The organism is uncultured Maritalea sp. (genome assembly GCF_937139385.1).
GTDB lineage: Bacteria > Pseudomonadota > Alphaproteobacteria > Rhizobiales > Devosiaceae > Maritalea > Maritalea porphyrae_A.
Genome location: NZ_CAKZPW010000160.1, coordinates 1 through 12916, shown reverse-complemented (window position 1 = coordinate 12916; position 12916 = coordinate 1). Strand labels below are relative to the sequence as shown.

Annotated in this window: 17 protein-coding genes; 7 read left to right on the top strand and 10 right to left on the bottom strand. The window is 49.7% G+C overall.

The annotated features are described in order from the left end of the window. A partial coding sequence (locus tag Q0231_RS06755) for a cell wall hydrolase (protein ID WP_299346636.1) occupies positions 1–691 on the top strand: 691 nt, incomplete at its 5' end. Positions 692–700: 9 nt separating this feature from the next. On the opposite strand, the gene Q0231_RS06750 is transcribed toward Q0231_RS06755, so the two are convergent. From Q0231_RS06750 to Q0231_RS06740, 3 genes are all read right to left on the bottom strand, one after another. Continuing rightward, the gene (locus Q0231_RS06750) at positions 701–1237 is read right to left on the bottom strand and encodes a hypothetical protein (RefSeq protein ID WP_269392480.1); all 537 of its coding nucleotides are present in this window, start codon (positions 1235–1237) and stop codon (positions 701–703) included. A gap of 118 nt (positions 1238–1355) precedes the next feature. Continuing rightward, entirely contained in the window at positions 1356–1967 is a 612-nt protein-coding gene (locus Q0231_RS06745; protein ID WP_269392479.1) for an HD family hydrolase, read from the bottom strand. 23 nt (positions 1968–1990) lie between these two features. Further along, positions 1991–2788, bottom strand: coding sequence for a folate-binding protein (locus Q0231_RS06740; protein WP_299346634.1), 798 nt, complete (start codon positions 2786–2788; stop codon positions 1991–1993). An 88-nt stretch (positions 2789–2876) separates the two neighbouring features. On the opposite strand from Q0231_RS06740, the gene Q0231_RS06735 reads away from it, so the two are divergent. Beyond that, a complete protein-coding gene (locus Q0231_RS06735) occupies positions 2877–4208 on the top strand; it encodes a dihydroorotase (RefSeq protein ID WP_299346632.1) in 1332 nt (443 codons plus the stop codon). On the opposite strand, the gene Q0231_RS06730 is transcribed toward Q0231_RS06735, so the two are convergent. From Q0231_RS06730 to Q0231_RS06705, 6 genes are all read right to left on the bottom strand, one after another. Then, positions 4205–4885 carry a hypothetical protein gene (locus Q0231_RS06730; RefSeq protein ID WP_269392476.1) on the bottom strand — a complete coding sequence of 227 codons (681 nt, stop codon included), beginning with the start codon at positions 4883–4885 and terminating at the stop codon, positions 4205–4207. The genes Q0231_RS06735 and Q0231_RS06730 overlap by 4 nt on opposite strands. 59 nt (positions 4886–4944) lie before the next feature. Then, positions 4945–5205: a hypothetical protein gene (locus Q0231_RS06725; RefSeq protein ID WP_269392475.1), complete on the bottom strand. Its 261-nt coding sequence runs from the start codon at positions 5203–5205 to the stop codon at positions 4945–4947. Positions 5206–5297: 92 nt separating this feature from the next. Next, positions 5298–5633 (bottom strand): TIGR02301 family protein, encoded by a 336-nt coding sequence (locus tag Q0231_RS06720; protein ID WP_269392474.1) that lies wholly within the window; start codon positions 5631–5633, stop codon positions 5298–5300. A gap of 107 nt (positions 5634–5740) precedes the next feature. Then, complete coding sequence (locus tag Q0231_RS06715; RefSeq protein ID WP_299346630.1) at positions 5741–6754, bottom strand: DUF3179 domain-containing protein; 1014 nt, start codon at positions 6752–6754, stop codon at positions 5741–5743. 89 nt (positions 6755–6843) lie between these two features. Then, a complete protein-coding gene (locus tag Q0231_RS06710; RefSeq protein WP_269392472.1) occupies positions 6844–7254 on the bottom strand; it encodes an NUDIX domain-containing protein in 411 nt (136 codons plus the stop codon). Continuing rightward, the gene (locus tag Q0231_RS06705; RefSeq protein ID WP_269392471.1) at positions 7251–7682 is read right to left on the bottom strand and encodes an Lrp/AsnC family transcriptional regulator; all 432 of its coding nucleotides are present in this window, start codon (positions 7680–7682) and stop codon (positions 7251–7253) included. Before Q0231_RS06705 ends, Q0231_RS06710 begins: the two co-directional genes overlap by 4 nt. 117 nt (positions 7683–7799) lie before the next feature. On the opposite strand from Q0231_RS06705, the gene Q0231_RS06700 reads away from it, so the two are divergent. Beyond that, a complete protein-coding gene (locus Q0231_RS06700) occupies positions 7800–8696 on the top strand; it encodes a DMT family transporter (RefSeq protein WP_269392470.1) in 897 nt (298 codons plus the stop codon). Positions 8697–8766: 70 nt separating this feature from the next. Continuing rightward, positions 8767–9507 (top strand): SOS response-associated peptidase, encoded by a 741-nt coding sequence (locus tag Q0231_RS06695; protein ID WP_299346626.1) that lies wholly within the window; start codon positions 8767–8769, stop codon positions 9505–9507. On the opposite strand, the gene Q0231_RS06690 is transcribed toward Q0231_RS06695, so the two are convergent. Next, positions 9504–10922 (bottom strand): FAD-binding oxidoreductase, encoded by a 1419-nt coding sequence (locus tag Q0231_RS06690; RefSeq protein ID WP_299346624.1) that lies wholly within the window; start codon positions 10920–10922, stop codon positions 9504–9506. The genes Q0231_RS06695 and Q0231_RS06690 overlap by 4 nt on opposite strands. 107 nt (positions 10923–11029) lie before the next feature. On the opposite strand from Q0231_RS06690, the gene Q0231_RS06685 reads away from it, so the two are divergent. The 3 genes from Q0231_RS06685 to Q0231_RS06675 form a co-directional block, all read left to right on the top strand. Further along, entirely contained in the window at positions 11030–11830 is an 801-nt protein-coding gene (locus Q0231_RS06685) for an SDR family oxidoreductase (protein ID WP_269392467.1), read from the top strand. A 47-nt stretch (positions 11831–11877) separates the two neighbouring features. Next, entirely contained in the window at positions 11878–12492 is a 615-nt protein-coding gene (locus Q0231_RS06680; protein WP_269392466.1) for a histidine phosphatase family protein, read from the top strand. Positions 12493–12600: 108 nt separating this feature from the next. After that, a partial coding sequence (locus Q0231_RS06675) for a chorismate synthase (protein WP_299346619.1) occupies positions 12601–12916 on the top strand: 316 nt, incomplete at its 3' end.

Genomic DNA, 12916 nt, shown 5'->3' with positions numbered 1-12916 from the left:
ATCGCTGCGCGTAGATCCTGTTCAAGTCGCTGCGATTGCACCAAAGACTGCGAGTAGCCAACCCCGTAAACGGGCCGAACAAGCATTTGGTGTAGCTGCGCAACCAATGCCAGACGTCGCCGCGCTTGGCGCAATTGAAGCGCTTAGTGGTGGGCAAGAAATTCGTGATGTGCGCGACCCATCTCTGCCCTATCCATTGTCTGTGCCCACAAAACTTGCCTATGCGCGCGACAATGCGCCTGACCTAAAAGACTTTACGCCTACGCTTACCCAAGCATCAATGGATGCAACTAAAAAGCAACATTGGTGCATGGCAACAGCCATTTACTTTGAAGCGCGTGGAGAAAGCTATCGGGGGCAGGTGGCAGTAGCGCAAGTGGTGCGAAATCGTGTTAAGCACAAAGCATATCCAAATTCAATTTGCTCTGTGGTGTTCCAAAACCAAAGTTGGAAGAACCGTTGTCAGTTCTCGTTTGCATGCGATGGCGTGCCGGAAAGGGTGAATGAACAAGCAGCGTGGAAGCAGGCAGAAGAAATCGCCACCAAAGTTATTCAAGGCGATATTTATTTGCCAAATGTCGCCAATGCGACCCACTATCACGCCAATTATGTGCATCCAAAGTGGGCACCAAAGCTCAAGAAGTTAACCCAAGTCGGCGTGCACATTTTCTATCGATTTAAGAAAGGGTGATGCGCGACGCTATTTGCAGCCGATATAGCTGCCAAGAGATTCGCACCCTTCTTTGTCGCTCACGGCAAAGTCGTCTAAGCCTTGGATGAATTTGAGGAGCTCGCGGCCCTGCAGTTTGCTTAAGATTATCACAGCGCCATCGACAAAGCGTGAAGGTGTGATTTCTTCGACGTGAATTCCGGGATAAAGCACATTGCGTGATTGCATGCCGTCGGTTGAATAAGTGCCGGTCGACGTGGTGGCAATATTCACATTAAAAACGCGCCCCGCGCTGATTTTTTTGACTGTCGCGGAAGAAATGGGTTCAAGATCCACATAATCCTCAGTAGTGACGCTATAAACTTTGCGATCAATGCGCACCAGATTGTTCAGGTCAATTCCACTATGTAGTTGGGTCGTGCTGACTTTTGCCGCATCAAGAATGTTGGCCGCAAATGCAGGCTTGGCGAACTTAATGCCACTTTCCGCCAAAAAGACGCCAGAAACTGCTGCCAGCACAAGCGCGAGCGGCATCATATTTGTTTTATTGCGAATGGAGCCAAACATATCAAATCCTTAAGAAACAGTATGCCTTAAGGATTTATCAACCAAACACCCCAATCGTCAAAGCAATGCTTAACATAGGGTTAATTTGTGTCTCATATTGAGACATGTGAATGTGTTGTTATTTGATCGGTCCTAGAATGCTGGTGAAAACAGCAACAAATTGTTCGTGTGCCACGTGGATTGGCCAAGGGCGGATGAGCTGGTCAAAATCGGGCAAGTCAAAGCTCGCCAAAGAGGGTTCGCCAAAAATCTTGCGGGCTTCCGCTGGTTCAAATCCGGCAAGGTTGACCGCTTCGAAATAGGCAGCTTCTTTGTCCGCCTTTTTAATCAGCTTCGTTGTAGCTGTTGGTGCTTTGGCAGCGAGCGAAAAGCGCACGTGAATGGCAGACAGTAAGCGATCTTCTAGGTCCTTATATTGCCCACCCATCGCCGCTTTGAGTGGCGAAATAATGTCACCCATTACATACTCTGGTGCATCATGGAGTAGCGCATATAATCGTCCGCTGCCGTCCATTTCAGGTTTGCCTGCAAGGGCCAAATGCATAACCAAAACCGAATGCTGAGCCACTGAAAAAGCGTAGTCGCCGTTGGTTTGTCCATTCCAACGTGCCACCCGCGCAAGGCCATGAGCGATGTCGCTTAGCTCCACATCCAAAGGAGATGGGTCCAATAAATCTAGCCTACGGCCCGACAACATCCGTTGCCAAGCTCGTTGTGGTGCGCGTGCCATGTTAAATCCAGCGATTGTTGCGTTCAAGAATCGCTAAAAAGGTAACTTGCCCACGCAGGCACCGCAAGCTGAACTGGTTGCTGATTGATGGTACATGCGTCTGGATCCGAAACCTTATCGAGTCGCACGAGTGCAATGCCGTTTTTCCCTGCGCAAGAGGTGATGCTGCCCACCGACTTGTCATCCAAAGCGACGCTGTCGCCTGTGTTTAAACCTTCACCCGTCACCATAACAGGGCGTTTACGTGCGGTGCCGCGATGCTGCATGCGCGATACAACCTCTTGCCCGATGTAACATCCCTTTTTAAAGTCCACGCCGCCAAGTTGGTCCATGCCAATGTCGTGTGGGAACAAGCCATTGGCTTCGAAATCACCGCCCATTTCCATTATTGAATTGGAAATTCGTTGGTGATGATAGGATTGTTGATCGACAGACCAACTCGTGCTGTCACTGCTATAAAGACGATATCCCATGCTCGGACGTGCATCTTCGACTGTCAGTTCGCTGTTCTCGCCTGTCCAGCCCACAGATAGATCTTCACGTGGAGTGATCGTTACGTCGGCCCGCATTTTATATAAACGCATGCGTTTCGTGAAATTCTCCAACTCGGAAATTGGAATATCAAGCAAAAAGCCATCATCGGTTTCCGAAATAAGCCCCTCAACCAAAATCTTGCCTTGCGGTGCCAATAAGGCGAACCAACGTGCTTTGCCCTCTAGCGGCGTTGAAAGGTTGCAGGTGAGGGTGTCATGCAGCAGTTTTTGCGCATCCGTACCTGAGATTTGAACCGCACAACGATCCAATTTGATAATTTTTCCCATCAATCGCTCCGTTTGCCTTGCTCTTGCCTTTAGCATCGCGTTACACCCCAATAACAGATCCATATCAGCTTCTTTGGGACGTACCAGCATGAATGCCAAATTTGACACTATTTTTCTTAACGGAACTATTGCCAATCACAATGGCGTCACCAAGGGCGATGTTGGCGTGATAAATGGCAAAATTGCTGAAATTGGTAATTTGAATGGGCGCGAAACAAAAGAAGCAGTTGATTGCACCGGTCTTCATGTATTGCCCGGCGTGATCGACACCCAAGTGCATTTCCGGGAGCCAGGTCTTGAACACAAAGAAGACCTTGAATCCGGCTCATTGGCAGCCGTAATGGGCGGCGTAACGGGTGTGTTTGAAATGCCCAACACCAACCCGCTCACCATCGACAAAGCGACTTTCGAAGATAAGATTAAGCGCGCCAAACACCGCATGCATTGCGATTTCGCGTTCTTTATTGGCGGTACCCATGAAAATGTGGATCAATTGCCCGAATTGGAAAAACTGCCCGGTTGTGCTGGAGTGAAAGTCTTTATGGGGTCGTCAACCGGCTCGCTTTTGGTTGAAGATGATGATGGCGTTGAAAATATCCTGCGCGCGATTTCGCGCCGTGCCGCTTTCCACTCAGAAGATGAACCACGCCTTGAATCACGTAAGCATTTGCAAGTTGAAGGTGACCCAAGAAGCCACCCTGTATGGCGTGATGTGGAAGCCGCAGTCAAATGCACAAAACGCTTGTTGGCTCTATCGAAAAAAACAGGCAAACGCATTCACGTGCTGCATATTTCAACAGCCGACGAAATGGCGCTTTTGGCTGAGCACAAAGACCTAGTGAGTGTTGAAGTCACGCCCCACCACCTCACGCTTGACGAAACAGCTTACGACAAACTTGGCTCCTATGTGCAAATGAACCCTCCTGTGCGCGATGCACATCACCGTGCGGGCATTTGGGACGGTGTGGACGCTGGCATCGCGGACATTTTGGGTTCCGATCATGCGCCGCACACCAAGGAAGAAAAAGATCAACCTTACCCGAAATCTCCTTCAGGGATGACAGGTGTGCAAACGCTGGTTCCGGTAATGCTGGACCATGTGAATAAGGGCAAAATGACCCTGGAACGTTTTGTTGATATGACCAGCCATGGCCCAAATCGCCTATTCCAAATCGCGGGTAAAGGCCGCATTGCAGTTGGTTATGATGCTGATTTGACCATCGTTGACTTAAGTCGCAAGCAAGTTATCGACAACAGCTGGATCGCGTCTAAGCCGGGCTGGACCCCATATGATGGTGTTGAAGTGCAAGGCTGGCCAGTTGGCACGATTTTGCGCGGCCATAAAGTCATGTGGGATGGCGAATTGGTTGCGGCGCACAAGGGCGAGCCAATTCTTTTTGCTGAATCCTTGGCGACTTAATCGCCAGCCACAAAATAGCGCCACTCACCATTCGCATCGATGCCCACCCGGAAGAAATACCAGCCACCAAACAGCTGCATTTCTTCCAAATCTTGATGGCTAACGATTTTGTAAACGTCGATCAGTTCGCTTGGGCTGAGGTTTTCGAGATTGTTTGTGGCATAAGCGGGCCAAACATAAATCTCTGGTTCGCCGTTTTCCATTGGCATGATCGAGTAGGGCGCTTCCATCAATTCGATCATGATGGCCAATAGTTCGCGGCCTTCACCATCGTTCGACGATTCGCGCAAGAAATCTATTGGGTCTGCGACATCACCAAATGAAACAACCGGCACGTTTGTTTGTCGTTTCAAAATGGCACGTAACATCTCCGTATCGCCAGATTTCGCAGCCGCCATCAATTCTTCGCGTGTTGTTGCAACCGCTGCAGGCAGATTGGCCAGGTCGCGATGGATATCTAGATTCAGATAACCCTGACGGTCTTCACGTTCGGGCGCGTCGGGCAAAACAATGCGCTCTTCCGCGCCAAATTGCTCACCCTCGACCGCGTCACCCGACTCGGGAGCAACAACAGGCGATGTCGAATAGGCAAGTGTGGCAGAACACGAAAGCGCAAACACTGAAAACGCGGCTATCAATGCGATTGGACGAACAGACTTCAACTTAAAGAATGACATCGACTCTCCCTTTGCGCATTCGCTTTAGTTTGGCACAAAGAGAGAGGATTGGGCAGTGATTATTGAATTGTCCGGTCAACAGTATATTCGCCTTGAATCACTTTGTCCGGAATGCGCTTCATCAATTCAGAAATTGCGGTTTCGCCATATAACTCAACAAGCGTTGCAAGGCCTGCAAATAGCGCTGCGTGCGCCAGTGCCTCGGTTTTCACCTCTTCGCCCTCGGCATTGCGCCAGGCCTCAGCTAAATATTGAAGGGCGCGTTTTCGCGCTTCGTCCTCGCGCTCAAAAAGCGCATGACTATTCTCGTGGTGAAACATAAATCGGTTACTCCTGACTAGTGAGGTGTAACATGCGTTCTTGAGTTGGTAACCACAGAAATGATCAAAAGGTTAACGGGCAGGGGAAAACTTTATTCAGCGAAGCGTGTGTGTATGTTTTTGGCAATTGCGGCCCCTTCAGCAATGAACCGCTTCGTGGCCAATTGCGCATTTGGCGTGCATCGCACATGCATTCGATTGAAGTCATAATATCCACTATTGAAAGCTGCGGTCAGCCGGGCACGGCGGTCTTCGTCAACTTCTTCTAAGTCTAACAATTCGGCAAACTCATCTCGCCAATTGTTTCCAGAGTTTAGGCACAGAGCATCGAGGTGATAAAGCGCGCCCATGATTGTTGCAAATCGTTGCAGGTCTTGCTGGTAAGGCGGGTCAACCGCGTGCGCACCAATTGTCGATGTAAACATCATGACAACTGCAACGATTGTGTTTTTGAAACTGAACGCTCTCACGGCTCACCCTTGTGGTATCCCTAGTCACTTGTGCCAGAGGAAATGGGCAATCTCAAGCCATCAATCTACTGGATGATCTCAAGGTCGGGCAAAAACGCCCGTGCTGCAAAGGCGAACGTAATCTCATGCACGACCGGGTTCCCGTTTTCATCGACAACTTTGATGTTGCCAACGTCGCGTCCACGAGAAATCTGGACTGTATCTAGGGCCGAAGCTTGGCCCGCACTCCAGCTAAAGTACAAACCATCTTTCTCAAATTTGCCATCTTTGCTCAATTTCGGCAAAGCAATAGCAAATGGTTTTTCTCCTTGAACAAGGATGACACGCACCATTCCGTTGATGTCCTCGGGCATCTCCCCACGGAATAAAAATGGTTTGAAAGTGCTGTCATACCCAGCATATGGGTTGCGACCCAATTGGGAAATCCGGCGCGGATCAGGCAACAGCATTTGCCCTTCGGGGTATTCTTGTTTGAACAAATCAAGGCTCATCAAGCGCGAGGGGTAGGCTTTGAGTTTTTTACCCGCATGAATGCCTGCCAATGCATTGCCGTCAAATTGCTGCCACCAACTCTGGGTGGTTCTATCATACATGATCAAATCTGAATTGCGTAGCTTGCCAGAGGTGCCGAACGTCGCAACCTCACCTTCGATCTTGCGATCGAAAACAATCGATGTATTGCACAAAGGGCAAAATGTAACTGCAACCGGTACATTGCCCACGAAGTCATTGACGATTTCGTGCCACATCATAATGCGCAGCGGGTAGGCGCGGGCATCGCCATTGATCTCGAAGCCAATAACAGGCTCGTTACCCGGAATGATGATGTTGTTGGAAACCTCTTCAAATTGGGGATCGTCAATCCAGGGGATATTATCGCGTCCAATTACATCGGTCACATCCCAAAATGGAATTGTCGCGCGCGAAAAGTCGGTTGACCAACCCTCGGACAGCCAATGCCCAGGCGTTTCCTGTTTGGCATAAAGAGTAGTTTCCTGCCCTGTTGCTGACTGTCCAGCAAACCCGCCCGCGCCAATAGCCATAACCGCTAGAATTCGTGCAAACCGTCTCATCAACATCTGTTTCTCCTCGTTGTCGCATCGTGCAACAAACAGAAACGCGCGACAATTCAAGCATGGTCACGCTTGTGTGATGAAACTGAAAGACGTTATTTGAGTAGATTGAGCGATTCCCAGGCGGCCTGCACTGAGACGTCCAAATTCGGCGTAGTGTGGCAATTGCCGAGGTCTTGCACACGAATAACCGCCGTTGCGTCCGCATCGTCAAGCGCCACAGCGTGATCAATATCAGCATAGCCGGCAAAAACGTGCAGTTCATGTCGTGGAACATCAAAGTTTAGAGTGTGCACGAAATGAAGTTGCTCAGCGACCAAGTTGGTTTCTTCCATCAGCTCACGCTTGATCGCGTCAAGCAGTTCTTCACCGGGTTCAACCTTGCCGCCCGGCAAGCTCCATAGACCTTTGAAAGGTGGATTGGAACGCTCGACCAGCAAAACCCTATCCCCGTTAAACAGGGCAGCACTTACAGCTTGTGTGGGTTCGCCAGACGTAGGGCTCATAATGGGGGCAATCGCTTCTTTACTGGTGATGCTTTGACTATTGAAGTGTTAGTTTGAGCATGTTCTGAGATTCTATCAAGGATCAAATCAAGTTGCTCGATAGATTTTAGGTACAGCTTGCACACAAAGCAGTCGTCCCCTGTGACTTTGTCACATTCCACAATCTCCGCAGTATCCACAATAAGCTTTTGCACCATCTGCAGTTTTCCCGGCATGGGGTTGATGCGAACAATGGCGCGTAATGGATAACCTAACTGAGCGTGATCCACGCGCAATGTGTAGCCACCGATAGCCCCTTTTTCTTCCAGTCGTTTAAGCCGTTCAGATGTGCTAGGGGAAGATAAACCTACCGCTGCCGCAAGGGATTTGAGTGGCGTCTTTGAATCATTATGTAGTATTTCGACAATTCTGCGATCTTTATCATCCATTTAGGTGTTTCCTGATTTTTGCCTAATCTGTTCGTATTAAAAGTGACGATGGACCTAATACAGTATATTTTCAAGTGCGAGGCGTTGCCATAATCTGACGGCAACAAAGGAAGTGTTATGAAAAACTCAACAATAGGCACCATCGAAATGGTTGCGGCCATGCTTATCTCGGGCACCATTGGCTATTTCGTGGTGATGTCAGAATTGCCCATCCTTAACGTCGTTTGGTTCCGTTGCCTTTTGGGCGCAGTCACACTTTTCGTCATTTGTTGGATGCTCGGCTTCTTCAAACGCGAGAATTTCACAAAACGGGTATTGTTGCTTGGCACCATTAGTGGCGTCACCGTCGTAACAAATTGGGTTCTATTGTTCTCAGCCTTCTCAAAGGCTTCCATTACCATCGCGACGGTTACCTATCACACTCAACCTTTTATGCTTGTCGCTTTGGGCGCAATTTTCCTATCCGAAAAGATTACGCTCAACAAAGTCATGTGGCTGCTGATGGCATTTGTTGGCATGATTTTGGTCGTGCAGGCCCGTCAAAGCGGCGAGGGTGGCAGCACCGACTATCTGCTTGGCATCGCCATGTCGCTGGGGGCGGCTTTCCTTTATGCAGTCACCGTTATTTTGGTGAAACAACTAAAGGGTACACCGCCCCATTTGGTTGCCCTAATGCATGTTACGGTCGGCTCAATCGTGCTTGCGCCATTGGCAAATTGGGCCATTCAGCCCGAAACAACTGTGCAATGGACCAGCGTATTGGCACTTGGCATATTGTGCACGACCATCATGTACATCATCATGTATGACGCATTCCAAAAACTATCGACATCGCTCACCGGTGCGCTATCATTCGTCTACCCAGTTGCAGCAATTGTTGTGGACTATTTTGCCTTTGAACGTCAGCTAACGATTGGTCAGTGGATCGGATCAGCAGCCATTTTGTTTGCGGCTTGCGCTATGACACTTGGGTGGAAACTGCCTTGGTTCAAACCCGCAACACATGTTGGTTGAATGATCTTGGCTTGAATTTGCGCCCAGTTTCCCGCACCATGTTTTTTCACAAAACAAGCAGTTGGATCATATGTGCGGGCGACTAGACCTCAACGATACACGCGTTGAAATCAATAGGGTTTTCAAAACCAAGGGCGGGATTCCGTTTCCGCCACGCTACAATATTGCACCAACGCAGCCCGTGCTGACTATCGCGAACATGCCAGCGGGACGAGACGCGGTGCTGATGCGCTGGGGATTAGTTCCTCATTGGGTGAAAGATCCCCGCGAGTTTTCGGTTTTGATCAATGCGCGCGTCGAAACCATCTTGGAAAAGCCAGCGTTTAAATCCTCTATCAAAAACCAACGCTGTGTCGTGCCAGCAAGTGGCTATTACGAGTGGTTGCGCGAGGGCGGTGAAAAACAGCCCTTCCATATTTCAAAGGCCGACGGGCAAATGCTGGCGTTGGCAGGCATTTATTCTACTTGGGAGGGGCCAAACGGCGAAGAAATCGACTCGATGGCAATCTTGACTCAAGAGGCAACGGGCAGTCTGGCCAAAATTCACCACCGCACGCCGGTGCACTTGGACGACGAACAAATGGACTTGTGGCTGGACAATAAAAGTGTCACCGCGAAAGAAGCACTAACGCTGGTAAAGCCGCTCGATAAGGTGGGGATGAAAACCTATCCAGTGTCCAAAAAAGTGAATAATGCGCGTAATGAGGGCGAGGAGCTGATCGAGCCGGTTAAGCTTGAGCCAAAGGTCGAAAAAGCTGAAAACGAAGTTTCGACAACCAAGCCATCTGACGGGCAAATGGACTTGTTTTAGTTTCGCCTAACCAAGACTTTCCCCGGGTTGAGAATGCCTTTTGGATCAAGTGCTTGTTTGATCGCATACATCATTTCTAACGCAACAGGATCCTTCTTTTGTTGCAACAAAGCAGCTTTCATTTGACCAATACCATGCTCGGCAGAAATTGAGCCGCCCAAATCATCGACAATTTCGTACATAGCTTCATGCAGTGCTGCCGCATGGGCCCGTAGGTTGCCTTTGGGCATATTCAGGGGCGCCAAGAAATCATAATGGATATTCCCGTCTCCCATATGGCCAAACGCAAACGATCGAATGCCGGGAATGACTTTTTCAGCAACCAAGTCACACCGTTTTATGAGTTCGGGAATATCTTTCACGGGCACAGAGATGTCGTGCTTGATGCCTTCCGCTTCTCGAGTTTGGCACTCTGCAAAGTGCTCACGCATGAGCCACATCATCTTGCGGTCAGCAAGTGAGCTGCAAACTGATGCATCGCTAATCAGTTCGGCTTCAAATAGCGCTTCAAGCATCACCAGCAGCGCGCCCGGTTCTTCGCCATCGAATAGGGAAAACTCTATCAGCACATGCCAAGGGCTATCGCTGGCACGTGGATCGCGGGCGGCCAAACCGTGTTTGAGTTGTAAGTCGATGCCAAGCGTTGGTAGCAACTCGAACGAAGTGACTTTGTTGCCAGATTTACGGCGGACCATTTCAAGCACTTCAACACCGGCCTGCGGATCTTTGATATTCAACAGCGCCGTTTCAAATGTGGTCGGGCGCGGAAACAGTTTGAGTGATGCAGCGGTTATGATCCCAAGCGTTCCCTCAGCGCCCACCAATAGGTCTTTCAGGTCATAGCCAGTATTGTCCTTGCGCAATTTGGAAAGACCATTGTAAAGCCGCCCATCTGCCAAAACCGCTTCGACGCCTAGGCAAAGGTCGCGCGAATTGCCGTAAGCCAACACTGCGGTTCCGCCCGCGTTTGTCGATAGGATGCCACCGATTTGACATGTGCCCTCCGACCCCAATGAAAGCGGGAACAGCCGGTTCTGCTTCTGAGCAATTTCTTGAGCTTCCAAAACGGTAGCGCCTGCCTCAACAATCATGACATTGGATGCAGGATCAACATCTCGCACAGCTTTTAGCTTTTTCACAGAAAGAATAACTTCACCGCCGTCCAGTGGAACTTGGCCGCCAACAAGGCCGGTATTACCACCCTGTGGGATCACTGAGACGCTGTTCTCGTTTGCCCATGCCATCACCTTCTGCACGGCTTCAACACTCGTTGGTGTGAGCACAAGCGAAGGCTGCTTGCTATAAAGTCGGCGCCATTCCTCTGCATAGGGCGCAATGTCTTTTGATTCGCTAATGACGTTCGATGCGCCGATCAAGTCGGTGAGGGCCTCAAGCATAGCATTTGGTGCGGTCATAAGAATTCAACATCATCTTTTGGGGGAACAATCGTTGGGAAAACTTGCCCGTTTCGTCTGCCTGTGTCAAAACCCAATTCAAGATTATTTAATTGCGGAGTGCATTTATGACTGACGGCAACCTGATGCAAGGCAAACGTGGTGTGATCATGGGCGTGGCGAACAATCGCTCAATCGCCTGGGGCATTGCAAAAGCTGCAGCCAGCCAAGGCGCTGAGTTGGCGTTCACATACCAAGGTGAGGCGCTCAAACGTCGCGTTGACCCGCTTGCAGCCGAAGTTGGCTCCGATTTGGTTGTTGAATGTGATGTCACAAACCCAGAGGCACTAGATAAAGCCTTTGCTGATATTGAAGCAAAATGGGGCAAAATCGACTTCTTGGTGCATGCCATTGCATTCGCTGACAAAGCCGCGCTTGAAGGTCGTTATATCGACACAACTGTTGAGCAATTCAAACACTCAATGGAAATTTCAGCCTATTCGCTCGTCGCCGTTGCCAAGCGTGCACACGGATTGATGAAAGACGGCGGATCGATTTTGACGCTTTCCTATTATGGTGCGGAAAAAGTCATCCCGAACTACAATCTGATGGGTGTTGCAAAAGCGGCGCTTGAAGCATCTGTTCGTTATTTGGCCGCAGACCTTGGTCCTGAAGGCATTCGAGTGAATGGTATTTCAGCCGGCGCAATTAAAACACTTGCAGCGTCCGGGATCGGCGATTTCCGCAAAATGCTGGCTTATGGAGAGGCTAACTCACCTCTTCGCCGCAATGTTTCCACTGATGAAGTTGGCAATGCGGGCATGTATTTGCTTTCGGACCTCTCGTCAGGTGTAACCGGTGAAATTCACTATGTGGATTCCGGTTACAACGTAATGGGCATGTCTGTTCTGAAAAAAGAAGACGAATAGAAGGCTGCCCACTCGGGCAGTTAACTCCGTTAAATATTTGGTGTTTTATGTCTAGTGACCAGTGGCCGCTCCTCTATTTTATTCGCCACGGACAAACCGATTGGAACAAGGAACAAAGGTTCCAAGGCCAACGCGATATTCCGTTGAATGAACATGGACGGGCGCAAGCTGATCAAAACGGTTTGACTTTGCGCGCGACCTTGGATCAACACCAAATCGATCCGAACGAATTGGATTGGTTCTGCTCGCCTTTGGGGCGGACGCGCGAAACGATGGATCGCGTTCGCAAGGGCTTTGAACAGCCTTTGCCGGAGGTCGTTTTTGATGACCGCTTGGTTGAAATCTCATTTGGCGATTTCGAGGGCATTCTGCTTTCAGAAATTGAACGCGATCACCCAAACGATTTTGCGACGCGAAACAAAAGCAAATGGAACCACTTGCCACCCAATGGTGAAAACTATGACATGCTAGTTGAACGACTTGATGCATTCCGTGCAGAGCGATTGACAAAACCAAGTATTGTGGTTGCCCACGGTGGTGTGGCGCGTGCGCTGCGACGACTTTTAACAGGTCTGTCGGGTGCTGATCTTGACCAGTGGATGCCACAGCAAGACAAAGTTATGCGCTTTAAAGATGGTGAAATAGAGTTCTTCGGTTCTTAGCAATTGCAACTTAGGTTGAACGCCCTTAGCCGAAGCGCGCTTGACCAAATGTGCGCCGAACCCTAGAACCATTGCACCTAAGTCAAAACCAGCATTTTCGGGCGTTTAATGTCACACAATTCATTCGGACACTTATTTCGGTTCACTACATGGGGCGAAAGCCACGGACCCGCTCTGGGCGTGGTCATAGATGGCTGTCCTTCTGGCTTGAAGATCGACGCTGAAACCATCCAACTTGACCTTGATCGCCGCAAACCGGGGCAGTCAAAATACACCACCCAGCGCCGTGAAGCTGATCAAGTTAAAATACTATCCGGTGTATTTGAAGATGATCGCACGAACGGTCAGCGCACGACTGGCACGCCAATTTCGCTGATGATCGAAAACACGGACCAACGATCGAAAGACTATGGTGATATTCGCG

Excerpts from the sequence above, each read along its gene's own strand:
- Q0231_RS06750 (WP_269392480.1), bottom strand. The coding sequence starts at position 1,237 with ATGTTTGGCTCCATTCGCAATAAAACAAATATGATGCCGCTCGCGCTT.
- Q0231_RS06745 (WP_269392479.1), bottom strand. The coding sequence starts at position 1,967 with ATGGCACGCGCACCACAACGAGCTTGGCAACGGATGTTGTCGGGCCGT.
- Q0231_RS06740 (WP_299346634.1), bottom strand. The coding sequence starts at position 2,788 with ATGGGAAAAATTATCAAATTGGATCGTTGTGCGGTTCAAATCTCAGGT.
- Q0231_RS06735 (WP_299346632.1), top strand. The coding sequence starts at position 2,877 with ATGAATGCCAAATTTGACACTATTTTTCTTAACGGAACTATTGCCAAT.
- Q0231_RS06730 (WP_269392476.1), bottom strand. The coding sequence starts at position 4,885 with ATGTCATTCTTTAAGTTGAAGTCTGTTCGTCCAATCGCATTGATAGCC.
- Q0231_RS06725 (WP_269392475.1), bottom strand. The coding sequence starts at position 5,205 with ATGTTTCACCACGAGAATAGTCATGCGCTTTTTGAGCGCGAGGACGAA.
- Q0231_RS06720 (WP_269392474.1), bottom strand. The coding sequence starts at position 5,633 with ATGATGTTTACATCGACAATTGGTGCGCACGCGGTTGACCCGCCTTAC.
- Q0231_RS06715 (WP_299346630.1), bottom strand. The coding sequence starts at position 6,754 with ATGTTGATGAGACGGTTTGCACGAATTCTAGCGGTTATGGCTATTGGC.
- Q0231_RS06710 (WP_269392472.1), bottom strand. The coding sequence starts at position 7,254 with ATGAGCCCTACGTCTGGCGAACCCACACAAGCTGTAAGTGCTGCCCTG.
- Q0231_RS06705 (WP_269392471.1), bottom strand. The coding sequence starts at position 7,682 with ATGGATGATAAAGATCGCAGAATTGTCGAAATACTACATAATGATTCA.
- Q0231_RS06700 (WP_269392470.1), top strand. The coding sequence starts at position 7,800 with ATGAAAAACTCAACAATAGGCACCATCGAAATGGTTGCGGCCATGCTT.
- Q0231_RS06695 (WP_299346626.1), top strand. The coding sequence starts at position 8,767 with ATGTGCGGGCGACTAGACCTCAACGATACACGCGTTGAAATCAATAGG.
- Q0231_RS06690 (WP_299346624.1), bottom strand. The coding sequence starts at position 10,922 with ATGACCGCACCAAATGCTATGCTTGAGGCCCTCACCGACTTGATCGGC.
- Q0231_RS06685 (WP_269392467.1), top strand. The coding sequence starts at position 11,030 with ATGACTGACGGCAACCTGATGCAAGGCAAACGTGGTGTGATCATGGGC.
- Q0231_RS06680 (WP_269392466.1), top strand. The coding sequence starts at position 11,878 with ATGTCTAGTGACCAGTGGCCGCTCCTCTATTTTATTCGCCACGGACAA.